The organism is Serratia sp. BNK-17, from assembly GCF_048684935.1.
GTDB lineage: Bacteria > Pseudomonadota > Gammaproteobacteria > Enterobacterales > Enterobacteriaceae > Serratia > Serratia nematodiphila.
The window spans coordinates 1,652,277-1,666,837 of the sequence record NZ_JBLQTR010000001.1; the positions used below are offsets into that span (position 1 = coordinate 1,652,277).

Annotated in this window: 12 protein-coding genes; 7 read left to right on the forward strand and 5 right to left on the reverse strand. The window is 59.2% G+C overall.

From position 1 onward, the window contains the following. Nucleotides 1-27: 27 nt before the first annotated feature. The 3 genes from mnmG to asnC form a co-directional block, all read right to left on the reverse strand. The gene (gene mnmG / locus ACMGF7_RS07940) at nucleotides 28-1,917 is read right to left on the reverse strand and encodes a tRNA uridine-5-carboxymethylaminomethyl(34) synthesis enzyme MnmG (protein ID WP_044030154.1); all 1,890 of its coding nucleotides are present in this window, start codon (nucleotides 1,915-1,917) and stop codon (nucleotides 28-30) included. 380 nt (nucleotides 1,918-2,297) lie between these two features. Beyond that, the gene (mioC, locus tag ACMGF7_RS07945) at nucleotides 2,298-2,738 is read right to left on the reverse strand and encodes an FMN-binding protein MioC (RefSeq protein WP_004933789.1); all 441 of its coding nucleotides are present in this window, start codon (nucleotides 2,736-2,738) and stop codon (nucleotides 2,298-2,300) included. A 100-nt stretch (nucleotides 2,739-2,838) separates the two neighbouring features. Continuing rightward, a complete protein-coding gene (gene asnC / locus ACMGF7_RS07950; protein WP_004933786.1) occupies nucleotides 2,839-3,300 on the reverse strand; it encodes a transcriptional regulator AsnC in 462 nt (153 codons plus the stop codon). 155 nt (nucleotides 3,301-3,455) lie between these two features. Here asnC and asnA point away from each other — a divergent pair, with 155 nt between their 5' ends. After that, nucleotides 3,456-4,448: an aspartate--ammonia ligase gene (asnA, locus tag ACMGF7_RS07955; protein ID WP_044030153.1), complete on the forward strand. Its 993-nt coding sequence runs from the start codon at nucleotides 3,456-3,458 to the stop codon at nucleotides 4,446-4,448. Nucleotides 4,449-4,454: 6 nt separating this feature from the next. Here the strand turns inward: asnA and viaA are convergent, their stop codons facing one another. Both viaA and ravA read right to left on the reverse strand, forming a co-directional pair. Continuing rightward, nucleotides 4,455-5,918, reverse strand: coding sequence for an ATPase RavA stimulator ViaA (viaA, locus tag ACMGF7_RS07960; RefSeq protein ID WP_004933781.1), 1,464 nt, complete (start codon nucleotides 5,916-5,918; stop codon nucleotides 4,455-4,457). A gap of 2 nt (nucleotides 5,919-5,920) precedes the next feature. Next, nucleotides 5,921-7,429, reverse strand: a complete 1,509-nt coding sequence (ravA, locus tag ACMGF7_RS07965; RefSeq protein ID WP_197800722.1) for an ATPase RavA — start codon at nucleotides 7,427-7,429, stop codon at nucleotides 5,921-5,923. A 283-nt stretch (nucleotides 7,430-7,712) separates the two neighbouring features. Here ravA and kup point away from each other — a divergent pair, with 283 nt between their 5' ends. The 6 genes from kup to rbsK all read left to right on the forward strand — a co-directional run bounded on the left by kup (nucleotide 7,713) and on the right by rbsK (nucleotide 14,559). After that, nucleotides 7,713-9,581: a low affinity potassium transporter Kup gene (gene kup / locus ACMGF7_RS07970; RefSeq protein ID WP_049240407.1), complete on the forward strand. Its 1,869-nt coding sequence runs from the start codon at nucleotides 7,713-7,715 to the stop codon at nucleotides 9,579-9,581. 170 nt (nucleotides 9,582-9,751) lie between these two features. Next, entirely contained in the window at nucleotides 9,752-10,171 is a 420-nt protein-coding gene (gene rbsD / locus ACMGF7_RS07975; protein WP_015379466.1) for a D-ribose pyranase, read from the forward strand. 7 nt (nucleotides 10,172-10,178) lie between these two features. Further along, complete coding sequence (gene rbsA, locus ACMGF7_RS07980; RefSeq protein ID WP_273875175.1) at nucleotides 10,179-11,684, forward strand: ribose ABC transporter ATP-binding protein RbsA; 1,506 nt, start codon at nucleotides 10,179-10,181, stop codon at nucleotides 11,682-11,684. 6 nt (nucleotides 11,685-11,690) lie between these two features. Further along, the gene (gene rbsC, locus ACMGF7_RS07985; protein ID WP_033652333.1) at nucleotides 11,691-12,659 is read left to right on the forward strand and encodes a ribose ABC transporter permease; all 969 of its coding nucleotides are present in this window, start codon (nucleotides 11,691-11,693) and stop codon (nucleotides 12,657-12,659) included. Between the two features lie 24 nt (nucleotides 12,660-12,683). Then, nucleotides 12,684-13,571: a ribose ABC transporter substrate-binding protein RbsB gene (gene rbsB, locus ACMGF7_RS07990; protein WP_273875233.1), complete on the forward strand. Its 888-nt coding sequence runs from the start codon at nucleotides 12,684-12,686 to the stop codon at nucleotides 13,569-13,571. 61 nt (nucleotides 13,572-13,632) lie between these two features. Next, on the forward strand, nucleotides 13,633-14,559 hold the full coding sequence (gene rbsK, locus ACMGF7_RS07995; RefSeq protein ID WP_160125844.1) for a ribokinase: 927 nt from the start codon (nucleotides 13,633-13,635) through the stop codon (nucleotides 14,557-14,559). The last annotated feature ends 2 nt before the right edge of the window (nucleotides 14,560-14,561 follow it).

Below are 14,561 nucleotides of genomic sequence, written 5' to 3' on the forward strand. Positions count from 1 at the left end.
GAGCAAACGGCCGCCTGGATGCGGGATTTATGCGCTGCGGCGCAGCAGTCCCTGCTTTTTCAGCCAGATCAGCAAAATCGAGATCGCCGCCGGTGTAATGCCGGAGATGCGCGAAGCCTGGCCGATGGAGTTCGGTTTGTGATCGTTCAGCTTGGCGATCACCTCGTTCGACAGCCCCGAAACCTGACGGTAGTCAAGATCCAGCGGCAGCACGGTGTTCTCGTTGCGCTGCTGTTTTTCGATCTCTTCCTGCTGGCGAGCGATATAGCCTTCGTATTTGACCTGGATCTCGACCTGCTCGGCGGCTTGTACGTCGTCCAACGGCGGCGCGAAGGCGTCGATGCCGGTCAACTGCGCGTAATCCATCTCAGGACGGCGCAGCAACTCTTCGCCGTTCGCTTCACGCGACAGCGGCGCTTTCAGCAACGCATTGACCTGTTCGACGTTCTCGGCATGCGGATGCATCCAGATGTCGCGCAGGCGCTGACGTTCACGTTCGATTCGCTCCAGCTTTTCGCTGTAGCGCGCCCAGCGCACGTCGTCCACCAGACCGAGTTCACGGCCTTTTTCCGTCAGGCGGAGATCGGCGTTGTCTTCGCGTAGCATCAGACGATACTCGGCGCGTGAGGTAAACATGCGGTACGGTTCTTTGGTGCCGAGGGTGCTGAGATCGTCCACCAGCACGCCGAGGTAGGCCTGATCGCGACGTGGCGCCCAGCCCTCTTGTTCATCGGCGAAGCGCCCGGCGTTCAGACCGGCAAGTAACCCCTGTGCGGCGGCTTCTTCATAGCCGGTGGTGCCGTTGATCTGGCCAGCGAAGAACAGGCCCTGAATAAATTTGCTTTCCAGCGTCGGTTTCAGATCGCGTGGATCGAAGAAATCGTACTCGATGGCATAACCAGGGCGAATAATACGCGCGTTCTGCATCCCTTCCATTGAACGGACGATCTGCATCTGCACGTCGAACGGCAGGCTGGTGGAGATCCCGTTAGGGTAAATCTCGTTGCTGGTCAGGCCTTCCGGCTCAAGGAAGATCTGGTGCGCGTTGCGATCGGCAAAACGCATGACCTTGTCTTCGATCGACGGACAGTAACGTGGGCCGATCCCTTCGATGATCCCGGCATACATCGGGCTGCGATCGAGGTTATTGCGGATTACGTCATGGGTTTTTTCATTGGTGTGGGTGATGTAGCACGCCATTTGTTCCGGGTGCTGGCTGGCATCGCCCAGGAACGAGAATACCGGCACCGGCGTATCGCCGTGTTGAGGTGCCAATACGCTGAAATCGATAGTGCGGGCGTCGATGCGCGGCGGCGTACCGGTTTTCAAGCGGTTAACGCGCAGCGGCAGTTCACGCAAACGCTGCGACAGCGAGATCGAAGGAGGATCCCCGGCGCGGCCGCCGCTGTAATTCTCCAGGCCGATATGGATCTTGCCGTCCAGGAAGGTGCCTACGGTCAATACCACCGCCTTGGCGCGGAATTTCAGACCCATTTGGGTGACGGCACCCACGACGCGATCGTTTTCGACGATCAGATCCTCAACCGGCTGTTGGAAGATCATCAGGTTGGGCTGGTTCTCCAACGCGGTACGGATCGCCTGCCGATACAGGACGCGATCCGCCTGAGCGCGAGTGGCGCGAACGGCTGGGCCTTTGCTGGCGTTTAGTATCCTAAACTGGATGCCGGCATGGTCGATCGCCGTTGCCATCAGGCCGCCGAGCGCATCAATTTCCTTAACCAGATGCCCTTTACCAATACCGCCAATCGCCGGGTTACAGGACATCTGTCCCAGCGTATCGATATTGTGTGTCAATAATAAAGTCTGACGTCCCATGCGTGCCGCGGCCATGGCGGCCTCGGTACCTGCATGGCCACCACCGATGATGATGACGTCAAATTGATCTGGATAAAACATGGAACTGCACCTCGCCGTATTGCGAACGATCGTATTTGCCCTGGGGTCGGGGATTCTACTCAAGTTTAGACGATCGACCAAGTGGTCAGGATCGTCGGTAATTAAAAGAAGATCTTTTTTATTTAAAGATCTCTTTATTAGATCTCTTATTAGGATCGCGATCCTCTGTGGATAAGTGACTATTCACGATGAAGATCAGCAGATTAAGGAGGATCGTTTGCTGTGAATGATCGGTGATCCCGACGCAGATAAGCTGGGATCTAAAAGGCTTGTTATACACAGGACAAAAAGCGCGCTACGGTTGTTATTGGGATAACTACGGCTTTTACCCTGCTTTTAAGTATAGTTATCCACAATCGTTCGCACGATCTTTAGACGAATTAGAGTAAATTAATCCAGTTTTTTACCCATTCCTCGGCCGGATCCTCGGGAATTTCATGCTCGGTCACGTCGATCTCGAGACGATCGCCGATCCTTTTAGCGCCTCTGGCGATCAACAGATCGTCGATCTGTTTGATTGCGCCGCAGAAGGTGTCGTATTCCGAACTGCCCAAACCGACTGCGCCGAACTGTACCTCGGAAAGATCCGGCAGCTGCTCAGCGATCTGTTCCAACAGCGGTTGAAGGTTATCTGGCAGTTCGCCGGCGCCGTGCGTGGAAGAGACCACCAGCCAGCGGCCGGTCAACGGCAGTTCATCCAGTTCAGGGCCGTGCAGCATCTCGGTAGAGAAACCCGCGTCTTCCAGCTTTTCAGCCAAATGTTCAGCCACGTATTCGGCGCTGCCAAGCGTACTGCCACTGATCAGAGTAATGTCTGCCATGAACCAACGATCCCAACCTTCTCACTCAAAGTGGCTGCATTGTACGCTGTGAATCGGCTGGGATCTACCTGTGGATAATGTGGGTATGCAATTTGGCGGGTTACGGCACGATGGTGCGCATAATGGGGTTCTGCAGTGAGATCAGCGTTTCGGTGGACTGGATCTCGTCGATGGTCTGGATCTTGTTGATAAGTACCTGTTGCAACGCGTCGATCGATCGGCACATTACCTTAATAAAGACGCTGTAGTGGCCGGTGGTGTAATAGGCTTCCACCACTTCTTCCAGGCTTTCCAGCTTCTTCAGCGCCGAAGGGTAATCCTTGGCGCTCTTTAATATGATGCCGATAAAGCAGCACACGTCGTAGCCCAGCTGTTTGGGGCTGACGTCGATGCGCGCGCCGGTGATGATCCCGGCCTGCTTCATCTTCTCCACCCGCACATGAATGGTGCCGGGGCTGACGGCGAAGTTTTTCGCCAGTTCGGCGTACGGTGTGCGCGCATTGTCCATCAGGGCGTTGAGAATGCCGCGATCGAGATTATCGATCTGATAAATTTCCGCCATTTAATCCCCCATTAATTAACGATTGTTGAATTCTGTCCGGGTAAAAATGAACGATTAAAAGTGAAAAGGCAATATTGATTAATGGATATTGAATTGTCGTGTCATTTTGTTGCTTAATCGATGGCAACAGAGACAGGTTTACAAGAGATACGGCAATGAAAAAACAGTTTATCCAAAAACAACAACAAATCAGCCAGGTCAAAGCCTTCTTCTCCCGCCAGCTGGAGCAACAGCTCGGTCTGATCGAAGTGCAAGCCCCGATCCTTAGCCGCCTGGGCGACGGCACGCAGGATAACCTTTCCGGCAGCGAGAAAGCGGTGCAGGTCAAAGTCAAAACCTTGCCGGACGCCACCTTCGAAGTGGTGCATTCGCTGGCGAAATGGAAACGCAAAACCCTGGGCAGCTACGATTTCGGTGCCGGCGAAGGCCTGTATACCCATATGAAGGCGCTGCGCCCGGATGAAGACCGCCTGACGCCTATCCACTCGGTGTACGTCGATCAGTGGGACTGGGAGCGGGTGATGGGCGACGGTGAGCGCAGCCTGGACTACCTGAAAAACACCGTGCGCAGCATTTACGCTGCGATCAAGGCGACGGAGGCGGAAGTCAGCCGCGAGCATGGCCTGACCCCGTTCCTGCCGGAACAGATCCACTTCGTGCACAGCGAAACCCTGCTGCAGCGTTACCCTGATCTGGACGCTAAGGGGCGCGAGCGGGCGATCGCCAAAGAATTGGGCGCAGTGTTCCTGATTGGCATCGGCGGCAAGCTGTCACACGGTAAATCGCACGATGTGCGGGCGCCGGATTATGATGACTGGACCACGCCGACGGCGGATGGCCTGGCGGGCCTGAACGGCGATATCGTGGTGTGGAACCCGGTGCTGCAGGACGCTTTCGAGCTGTCCTCCATGGGGATCCGCGTTGACGCCGCCGCGCTGAAACACCAGCTGGCGCTGACCGGCGATGAAGAGCGCATGAAGCTGGAATGGCACCAGTCGTTGCTGCGCGGCGATATGCCGCAGACCATCGGCGGCGGCATCGGTCAGTCGCGTCTGGTGATGTTGTTGCTGCAACTGTCGCATATCGGCCAGGTGCAATGCGGCGTGTGGTCGCCGGAAGTGCGCGGCGCGGTCGAAGGCCTGCTCTAATCTCGCCTAGCGCCGCCAGCGGCGCATCAAACGGCTTTTCAGCCCGGTATCAAAGCGCCAGATATGATCGAAGATGCGCATGATGCCGGGTTTGCCGTAGGCGGACATCGCCACCGCGTGGAAACGTTGCTGGTGGCTTTGTTGCTGCTGTTTCACCTTCTTTATTACCTCCTCCGGCAACCGCTGGGCAATAAAATCGGAAATGATCACCGCATCGGCGTCGAACCAGCCGCTCTCCGCCATTTTGGTGACGGTGGCGTTCAGGCAGGCCGCCAGATCGGTACCGCCACGAAACTGCTGGCCGAGAAAGCGCACTGCCTGCTCGATGCCGCTGGCGGCGGTGAGTTCGTAATGCACGATCTGGTTGGCGAACAGCATGATATAGCAGCGGCGGTTGTCCGCCAGCGCAATGCGCAGCAGCGCCAGACAGAACGCCTTGGCGCACTGTTCGTTGAAACCGCCCATCGATCCGGAGGTGTCCACGCAGACGATAAACGGCCCGCGCGGCTGTTGATCCTGCTGCTGGTGAGTGACCTGGCGGATCAGGATCTGTTCCTGCCAGACGTCGCCCTGCAGACGGTAGCTCAGCAGCCGCTTTTCCAACAGGCGGCGATAAAACTCGAATTCCAGCTCTTCAATCCCCAGCGTCGCCAGCTCCGGCGGCAGCAGGCGCAGAATGTCGTCGCTTTGATGAATGCCGCTCACTTCTTCTGGCAGCGTGGCCGGCACCTGCACCATGACCCTGAACGGCTCCGGCTGCGCGTCCTGTTGCTGCACCGCCTTGGCCTGATAGCTGCGGCCCAGCTGTTGCGCCAGTTTTTTCAGCTCCGGCTGCTGCTGCAAAAAGTTGCCGTACTCCACCAGCCGCTGATAATCGCCACGCTGCAGCTGGCCTTTGCTCATGTCCCACAGCCTGCCGGCGGCGGTGTCGTTTTCCGACAGCAGCGGTTCCAGCGCGCCGCTCAGCGCCAACCGCTCCTGCAGCTCCGCCATCAGCTGCTCGCGCTCTTGTTCCAGCAGTTGGTGGTGCAGCATGGTGGCCTGCAGCGTCAGGCTGATGCGCCAGCGCTGCAGAAACAGCGTTTGAAAGCTGTCGTCCAGCGGATGATTGGGCAGATCGGCGGCGTCCACCAGCGCGCGCGCCTGTTCATAAAACGGTGAGACCAGCTGGCGCAGCAGCTCCATGGTGTCGTTGAGGTTGTGATAGAACTGGGTGTTGTTCTCCAGCTGGCACTGCTGGTAGCGATAGAATTCCTGCGCTAGCGCCGGCGGCACCATCGCCTCCTGCAGACGCTCCTTGAGCTGCAGCTTCCAACGCGGCAGATCGCGATCCAGCGCTCGGCGAAGGGCCGGAAACTTTTTAAAGAATACCGACAGCTGCGGCGCCGCCAGCATGCCGACGATCATCTCCTCGATCATCTCGCCTTCGGTGATCGCCAGCAGCAGATCGAGCGTCTCCAGACTGAGCATGGTTACTGGCCGCGCATTTGCTGCAGTTGCTGTTTAACCTGTTCCGCGACCTGCAGCAGACTGGCTTCGATCTTGGCCAGGCCGGCGGCGGGGGTGAACAGACAGGGCTGATGTTGGCTGAAGGCGCGGCGTTGCTCCGCCAGGCGCTGGGCCAATCCGTCCATTTCATCCAGCAGCGCCTGCGGCGTGGCGGTGGCCTGTTTGCCCGGCAGCGCCAGCAACGACGGCTGGCGGCTGACGTCCAACACCGTGAGGTGCAGTTGGTCATCCACTTCCAGGTCGATCGGCTGCGCAAAGCCGATGCCGTTCAGCTTGGCGCGCACGTCGCCGCCTTTTTGCAGCCAGTTGTCCAGCGCGCTGCTTTCGATGCTCAGATGGTTGACCTGAATGTCATGCAGCTGCAGCGGCTTTTGCAACAGCAGAGTGAGGGTGCCGCCGGCGAACGGCGTGGCCGGCGCGTATAGCGGTTTGCGGCTGAACATGCCGCCTTTTTTCACCAGGCTGATGGCCTGCCGGTCGCTTTGTTGCTGCTGGTCCTGCAGCCAGCGGGTGTGGATCTGTTGCAACTGGATCAGCATCGATTGCTGCTGATAGGCCGACTCGGTCAGCAGCTGATCGATCTGCTGTTGCAGCAGTTTCAGCGAGGTGAGATCGTGCCACAGGCAGTCTTTCAACAGCATCAGATCGAGCGGGGCGATGGCGTCGCGCCCGCTGAAGAAGGCGCAGGCTTGCAGCAGGCGCAGGGCTTTTTTCCAGCGCCGATCGGAGACGTATGGCGCCTGCTCCAGTGCGTCCAGCCGCTGGCGCAGCTGGAAAATCAACTCAAAGCAGGCTTCCGGCAGCGCCACCTTATCGATCTGCGGTTGCCACTGCAGAAACTCTTCGTCGCTGATGCTCAGCGCCGCCGGCACCGGGTTTTGGCTTTCGCTCTGGCGGTTGACCAGCAGCGAGCGGAAATTCTGTTTATCCTGCACCTTGTCCAGCCACAGGCGGATCAGCATGCGGTCATATAAGGCTTCGAGGCTGTTGTCCGCTTCGGGCAGTTCGTTGGAGGCGGTGACCAGCAGGCGCAGCGGGATCGGTTCTTCGCTGTTGCCGTTGCGAAAGCGGCGTTCGTTGATCGCCGTCAGCAGGGTGTTGAGGATCGCCGGGCCGGCCTTCCAGATCTCGTCCAGAAACACGATCTCCGCTTCCGGCAGATAGCCGGCGGTCAGACGCTGATAGCGCCCCTCATCTTTCAGCGCCTGGATAGAGAGCGGGCCGAAGACCTCTTCCGGCGTGGAAAAACGCGTCATCAGGTATTCAAAGGAGCGGGCGTTGCGGAAGGCAAACTTCAGCCGGCGCGCGATCAGGCTCTTGGCGATGCCGGGCGGGCCGAGCAGGAATACGCTTTCGCCGCTCAGCGCCGCCAGCAGGCACAGACGGATTGCCTCTTGCCGCTCATAAAGACCGCTCTCCAGCGCGCTGCTGAGGCGGGAAATTCGTTCTGCCAGAAGGGATGATGGCGTCATATAATTGTCGCATTGTCCGAGAGTTAGCCAATCTTGGTCGATAATCCGATGATAAACCACCATTATTTTTAGTGGTATAGCCCGTTGATTAGTAATATTTTTCTACGTTAAGCCGGATATTCGGTTCACATTTTGTTTATTTTTCGGCTCTGATATAAGGGTAGGCAAGCGGTATAAATGGTGCATACTGTGCGGCTTTCTGGTGGGCGTGACGGATCTTTGAGCCCGTATTTTGCCTGATGCGGATGCATCGCTAACGGATGTTCTGATAAAGAAACGAATTATGAGCGCAGAGCATAAGCAGTCCTTATCGGCGGTAACCCTGGCTGCCATCGGCGTGGTCTACGGTGATATCGGCACCAGCCCTCTCTATACGCTGAGAGAGTGTTTCTCCGGCCATTACGGCTTCGATGTTCGTCCAGACGTGGTTTTCGGCTTCCTGTCGCTGATTTTCTGGATGCTGATCGTGATCGTTTCCCTCAAATATCTCACCTACGTGATGCGCGCGGACAACGCCGGCGAGGGCGGTATTCTGACGCTGATGTCGCTGGCCGGGCGCAATACCTCGGCGCGCACCACGGCGGTGCTGGTGATACTGGGTCTGATCGGCGGCAGCTTCTTCTATGGCGAGGTGGTGATCACCCCGGCGATATCGGTGATGTCGGCGATAGAAGGGTTGGAAATCGCCGCCCCTGCGCTCGATGCCTATATCGTGCCGCTCTCCATTCTGGTGTTGACGCTGCTGTTCGTCATTCAAAAGCACGGCACCGGCAGCGTCGGCAAGCTGTTCGCCCCGGTGATGCTGCTGTGGTTCATCGTGTTGGCGGTGCTGGGCGCGCGCAGCATCATTTCAAACCCGGAAGTGCTGCAGGCGCTGAATCCCAAATGGGCGCTCAACTTCTTCATTGAATATAAGAAGGTGTCGTTCTTCGCACTGGGGGCAGTGGTGTTGTCGATCACCGGCGTCGAGGCGCTGTATGCCGATATGGGGCACTTCGGCAAGTTCCCGATCCGCCTGGCCTGGTTCACCGTGGTGCTGCCTTCGCTGGTGCTCAACTACTTCGGCCAAGGGGCGCTGCTGCTGAAAAATCCGGAGGCGATCAAAAACCCGTTCTTCCTGCTGGCGCCCGATTGGGCGCTGATCCCGCTGCTGATTCTGGCGACCCTGGCGACGGTGATCGCTTCGCAGGCGGTGATTTCCGGCGTCTTCTCGCTGACTCGCCAGGCGGTGCGCCTGGGCTATCTGTCGCCGATGCGCATCATTCACACTTCGGAAATGGAATCCGGCCAGATCTACATTCCGGTGATCAACTGGACGCTGTACATCTCGGTGGTGCTGGTGATCATCGGCTTCGAGCACTCCAGCAACCTGGCGGCGGCGTACGGTATCGCCGTCACCGGCACCATGGTGCTGACCAGCATTCTGGTCACTTCGGTGGCGATTAATAACTGGCACTGGAACCGCTTCCTGGCGATCGGCATCGTAACCATCTTGCTGATCATCGACGTGCCGATGTTCTCTGCCAACGCCCTGAAGCTGTTCTCCGGCGGCTGGCTGCCGCTGACCCTGGCGCTGGTGATGTTCATCATTATGACTACCTGGAAGAGCGAGCGCTTCCGCTTGCTGCGCCGCCTGCATGAACACGGCAACTCGCTGGAGGCGATGATTGCCTCGCTGGAGAAATCGCCGCCGGTACGGGTGCCGGGCACCGCGGTCTTCTTGTCGCGCGCCACCAACGTCATTCCTTTTGCGCTGTTGCACAACCTGAAGCACAACAAGGTGCTGCACGAGCGCGTGGTGCTGCTGACGCTGCGCACCGAGGATGCGCCTTACGTGCACAACGTGCGTCGGGTGACCATCGAGCAGCTGTCGCCGACCTTCTGGCGGGTGGTGGCCAGCTACGGCTGGCGCGAAACGCCGAACGTCGAGGAGGTGTTCCACCGCTGCGGGCTGGAAGGGTTGCCGTGCCGCATGTCGGAGACGTCGTTCTTCATGTCCCATGAATCGCTGATCCTCACCAAGCGGCCGTGGTACCTCTACCTGCGCGGCAAACTGTTCGTCGCCCTGAGCCGCAATGCCCTGCGCGCGCCGGATCAGTTCGAAATCCCGCCGAACCGGGTCATCGAACTCGGTACGCAGGTCGAGATCTAATCCGCCTGACAGGGGCTCAGCATGGCTGAGCCCCTTTTGTTTGCGCTTTCTCCGTGCGCGAACGAAACGTTTCGATAACGATCACACTTCTGCATTGTCCTGGTTGCCTTCCCCTGCCGTTTTTTTAAACTCCCCCAAAGAGCGAAACGTTTCGCTAGCGGAGTGAGAAGATGAAAAAAGGCGTATTACTGAATTCTGACGTGTCTGCCGTGATTGCCCGGCTGGGGCATACCGACCAGCTCACCCTGTGCGATGCGGGCCTGCCGATACCGGCGGCGACGCAGCGCATCGATCTGGCGTTGACGCAGGGCGTGCCGACCTTCATGCAGGTGTTCGCGGCGGTCACGCAAGAGATGCAGGTAGAAAGCGCCATCCTGGCGGAAGAGATCGTGAAACAGAATCCGTCGCTCCACGAGGCTCTGTTGGCTGAACTGACCGCACTGGGCCAACGCCAGGGCAATACCATCAGCGTGCGCTATATCAGCCATCAGGCGTTTAAAGCGCAAACCGAGCACAGCCGGGCGGTGATCCGCAGCGGGGAGTGTTCGCCTTACGCGAACGTGATCCTGTGCGCCGGCGTAACTTTCTGAGGCGTTTATGCAACCTTTACTGCAACTGAAAGGGATTGATAAAGCCTTTCCCGGCGTGAAGGCGCTTTCCGGCGCTGCCCTCAGCGTTTATCCCGGCAAGGTGATGGCGCTGGTGGGGGAAAACGGCGCCGGGAAGTCCACCATGATGAAAGTGCTGACCGGCATCTACCAGAAAGACGCCGGCAGCCAGTATTTTCTCGGTAAAGAGGTGGCGTTCAACGGGCCCAAGGATTCGCAGGAAGCGGGCATCGGCATTATCCATCAGGAGCTGAACCTGATCCCGCAGCTGACGATTGCGGAAAACATCTTCCTCGGCCGCGAGTTCGTCAACCGTTTCGGCCGCATTGACTGGAAGCGCATGTACGCCGAGGCCGATCGCTTGTTGGCGCGGCTCAATCTCCTCTACAGCAGCCACCGGCTGGTGGGCGAGCTGTCGATCGGCGATCAGCAGATGGTGGAGATCGCCAAGGTGCTGAGCTTCGAATCGAAAGTGATCATCATGGACGAACCGACCGATGCGCTGACCGACACCGAAACCGCCTCGCTGTTCAAGGTGATCAATGAGCTGAAGGCCGAAGGGCGCGGCATTGTCTATATCTCGCACCGTCTGAAAGAGATCTTTGAAATCTGCGACGACGTGACCGTGTTCCGCGACGGGCAGTTTATCGCCGAGCGGCCGGTGAGCGAGCTGCAGGAAGATTCGCTGATTGAGATGATGGTCGGCCGCAAGCTGGAAGAACAATATCCGCGCCTGGATTTGCCGCGTGGTGAAAAGCGGCTGGAAGTCAGTCATCTTTCCGGCCCCGGCGTTGAAGACGTCAGCTTTACGCTGTACCGCGGCGAGATCCTCGGCGTGGCCGGGCTGATGGGCGCCGGGCGCACCGAATTGATGAAGATCCTGTACGGCGCCGCGCCGCGCAAGGCCGGCACCGTCAGCCTGGACGGCCGCGAGGTGGTCGCCCATTCGCCTCAGGATGGGTTGGCGAACGGCATCGTCTATATCTCGGAAGACCGCAAGCGCGACGGCCTGGTGTTGGGCATGTCGGTGAAGGAAAACATGTCGCTGACCGCGCTGCGCTACTTTAGCCGCGCCGACGGCAGCCTGAAACAGGCCGACGAGCGGCAGGCGGTGGGGGATTTCATCCGGCTGTTCAATATCAAAACGCCGTCGATGGAGCAGCCTATAGGTCTGCTTTCCGGCGGTAATCAGCAGAAAGTGGCGATCGCCCGCGGCCTGATGACCCGGCCGAAGGTGCTGATCCTCGATGAGCCGACGCGCGGCGTCGATGTCGGCGCCAAAAAAGAGATCTATCAGTTAATCAACCAGTTCAAACAGGAAGGGCTGAGCATCATTCTGGTGTCTTCGGAAATGCCGGAGGTGATGGGCATGAGCGATCGCATTCTGGTGATGCACGAAGGGCATCTCAGCGGCGAGTTCCCGATTGAACAGGCCACCCAGGAAGCGTTGATGGCGGCAGCCGTCGGCAAGCAATACGGCGTAAAGCAGGAGTAATCAGATATGAGTTCCCAGACTATCGCAGCTAAGCGCTGGTTCAGTAAAGAATGGCTGTTAGAGCAGAAGTCGTTGATTGCGCTGCTGGTGCTGATCGCTGTGGTCTCTTCCATGAGCCCGAACTTCTTCACACTGAACAACCTGTTCAATATTCTGCAGCAGACCTCGGTCAACGCCATCATGGCGGTGGGGATGACGCTGGTGATCCTCACTTCCGGCATCGATCTGTCGGTGGGATCGCTGCTGGCCCTGACCGGCGCGGTGGCGGCGTCGATCGTCGGCTTTGAAGTCAACGCGCTGGTGGCGGTGGCGGCGGCCTTGGCGCTGGGCGCCGCGATTGGCGCCTGCACCGGGGTGATCGTCGCCAAAGGCAAAGTGCAGGCCTTTATCGCCACGCTGGTGATGATGCTGCTGCTGCGCGGCGTCACCATGGTGTACACCAACGGCAGCCCGATCAACACCGGTTTTACCGACGTGGCCGACACCTTCGGTTGGTTCGGCATCGGCCGTCCGCTGGGTGTGCCTACGCCGATCTGGATCATGGCGATCGTGTTCATCGCCGCCTGGTATATGCTGCACCATACGCGCCTGGGCCGCTATATTTATGCCTTGGGCGGCAACGAGGCGGCGACCCGTCTGTCCGGCATCAGCGTCGATAAAGTGAAGATTATCGTCTACTCGCTGTGCGGCCTGCTGGCGGCGCTGGCGGGGGTGATCGAAGTGGCGCGCCTCTCGTCGGCGCAGCCGACCGCCGGCACCGGCTATGAGCTGGACGCCATCGCCGCCGTGGTGCTGGGCGGCACCAGCCTGGCTGGCGGCAAGGGGCGCATCGTCGGCACGCTGATCGGGGCGCTGATCCTCGGCTTCCTGAACAATGGCCTGAATTTACTGGGTGTTTCTTCCTACTACCAAATGATCGTGAAGGCAGTGGTGATACTGCTGGCGGTTCTGGTAGATAACAAAAGCAACAAGTAACCTCCCCCTACAGGAATCACGATGATGAAAATGAAAAAACTGGCAACCTTAGCCTCCGCCATCGCGCTGAGCGCCACCCTGAGCGCCCATGCCATGGCCAAAGAGACCATCGCGCTGGTGGTGTCCACCCTCAACAACCCGTTCTTCGTCTCGATGAAGGACGGAGCGCAGCAAGAGGCCAATAAGCTGGGCTACAACCTGGTGGTGCTGGACTCCCAGAACAACCCGGCGAAAGAGCTGGCCAACGTGCAGGATCTGATGGTGCGGGCGCCCAAGCTGCTGTTGATCAACCCGACCGACTCCGATGCGGTCGGCAACGCCATCAAGATGGCCAACCAGGCTAAGATCCCGGTCATCACGCTGGACCGCGTGGCGAGCAAGGGTGAAGTGGTGAGCCATATCGCTTCGGATAACCGCGTGGGCGGCAAAATGGCCGGCGACTTCATCGCCAAGAAAGCGGGCGCCGACGCCAAGGTGATTCAGCTGGAAGGCATTGCCGGCACCTCCGCCGCGCGTGAACGCGGCGAAGGCTTCAAACAGTCGCTGGATCAGAATAAATTCAAGCTGCTGGCCAGCCAGCCGGCCGATTTCGACCGCACCAAGGGCCTGAACGTGATGCAGAACCTGCTGACCGCTCACCCGGATGTGCAGGCGGTATTTGCCCAGAACGATGAAATGGCGCTGGGCGCGCTGCGTGCGCTGCAAACCGCCGGTAAAACCGACGTGATCGTGGTAGGCTTCGACGGCACCGCCGACGGCGTGAAAGCGGTTGAAGGCGGCAAGCTGGCGGCGACCGTGGCGCAGCGTCCCGATCAGATCGGCGTGATAGGCGTGGAAACCGCCGATAAAGTGCTGAAAGGCGAAAAAGTGCCGGCGACCATTCCGGTCGATTTGAAACTGGTCACTAAGTAAGTCATACCAGCGCCATCGGGACGGGGCGTTTACGATGGCGCGCAATTCAGGAATCAATGCGATGGAAACAGGTAAGCTGGTGGTTCTGGGCAGCATCAATGCCGACCATATCCTCAATATTGAACAATTCCCCCACCCGGGCGAAACGGTGATCGGGAAGCAGTATAAGGTGGCGTTTGGCGGCAAGGGAGCGAATCAGGCGGTGGCGGCCGGGCGCAGTGGGGCGGAGATCGCCTTTATCGCCTGCGTGGGCGCCGACGATATCGGCGAGCGTGTCCGCCGGCAGCTGGCGAGCGATCGCATTGATACCCAACCGATTGAAGCCATCGCCGACAGCACCACCGGCGTGGCGCTGATCTTCGTCAACGCCGAAGGCGAGAACGTGATCGGCATCAATGCCGGCGCCAACGCCGCGGTAACGCCGGATTACCTGGCGCGCTACCGGCAAAAAGTCATCGACGCCGATGCCCTGCTGATGCAGCTGGAGTCGCCGTTGGAGACGGTGATCGCCGCCGCCCGCTTGGCCAAGCAACATCAAACGCAAGTGATCCTCAACCCGGCCCCGGCGCGCGAGCTGCCGGACGAGCTGCTGGGGATGATTGATATGATCACCCCGAATGAAACCGAAGCGCAGCGCCTGACCGGCGTCGCTGTGGACAACGACGCCGATGCGGCGCGCGCGGCGCAGGCGCTGCACGACAAAGGCATCGCGACGGTGATCATCACCCTCGGCAGCCGTGGCGTGTGGCTGAGCGAAAACGGCAACGGCAAACGGGTGCCCGGCTTCAAAGTGCAAGCGGTGGATACCATCGCCGCCGGCGATACCTTTAACGGTGCGCTGGTGACCGCCCTGTTGGAAGGCAACAGCATGGCCGACGCGGTGCGTTTCGCCCATGCGGCGGCGGCGATCGCCGTAACCCGCCCCGGCGCGCAGCCTTCGGTGCCGTGGCGCGAAGAGATTGACGCCTTCTTGCAGCAACAGGGGTGATC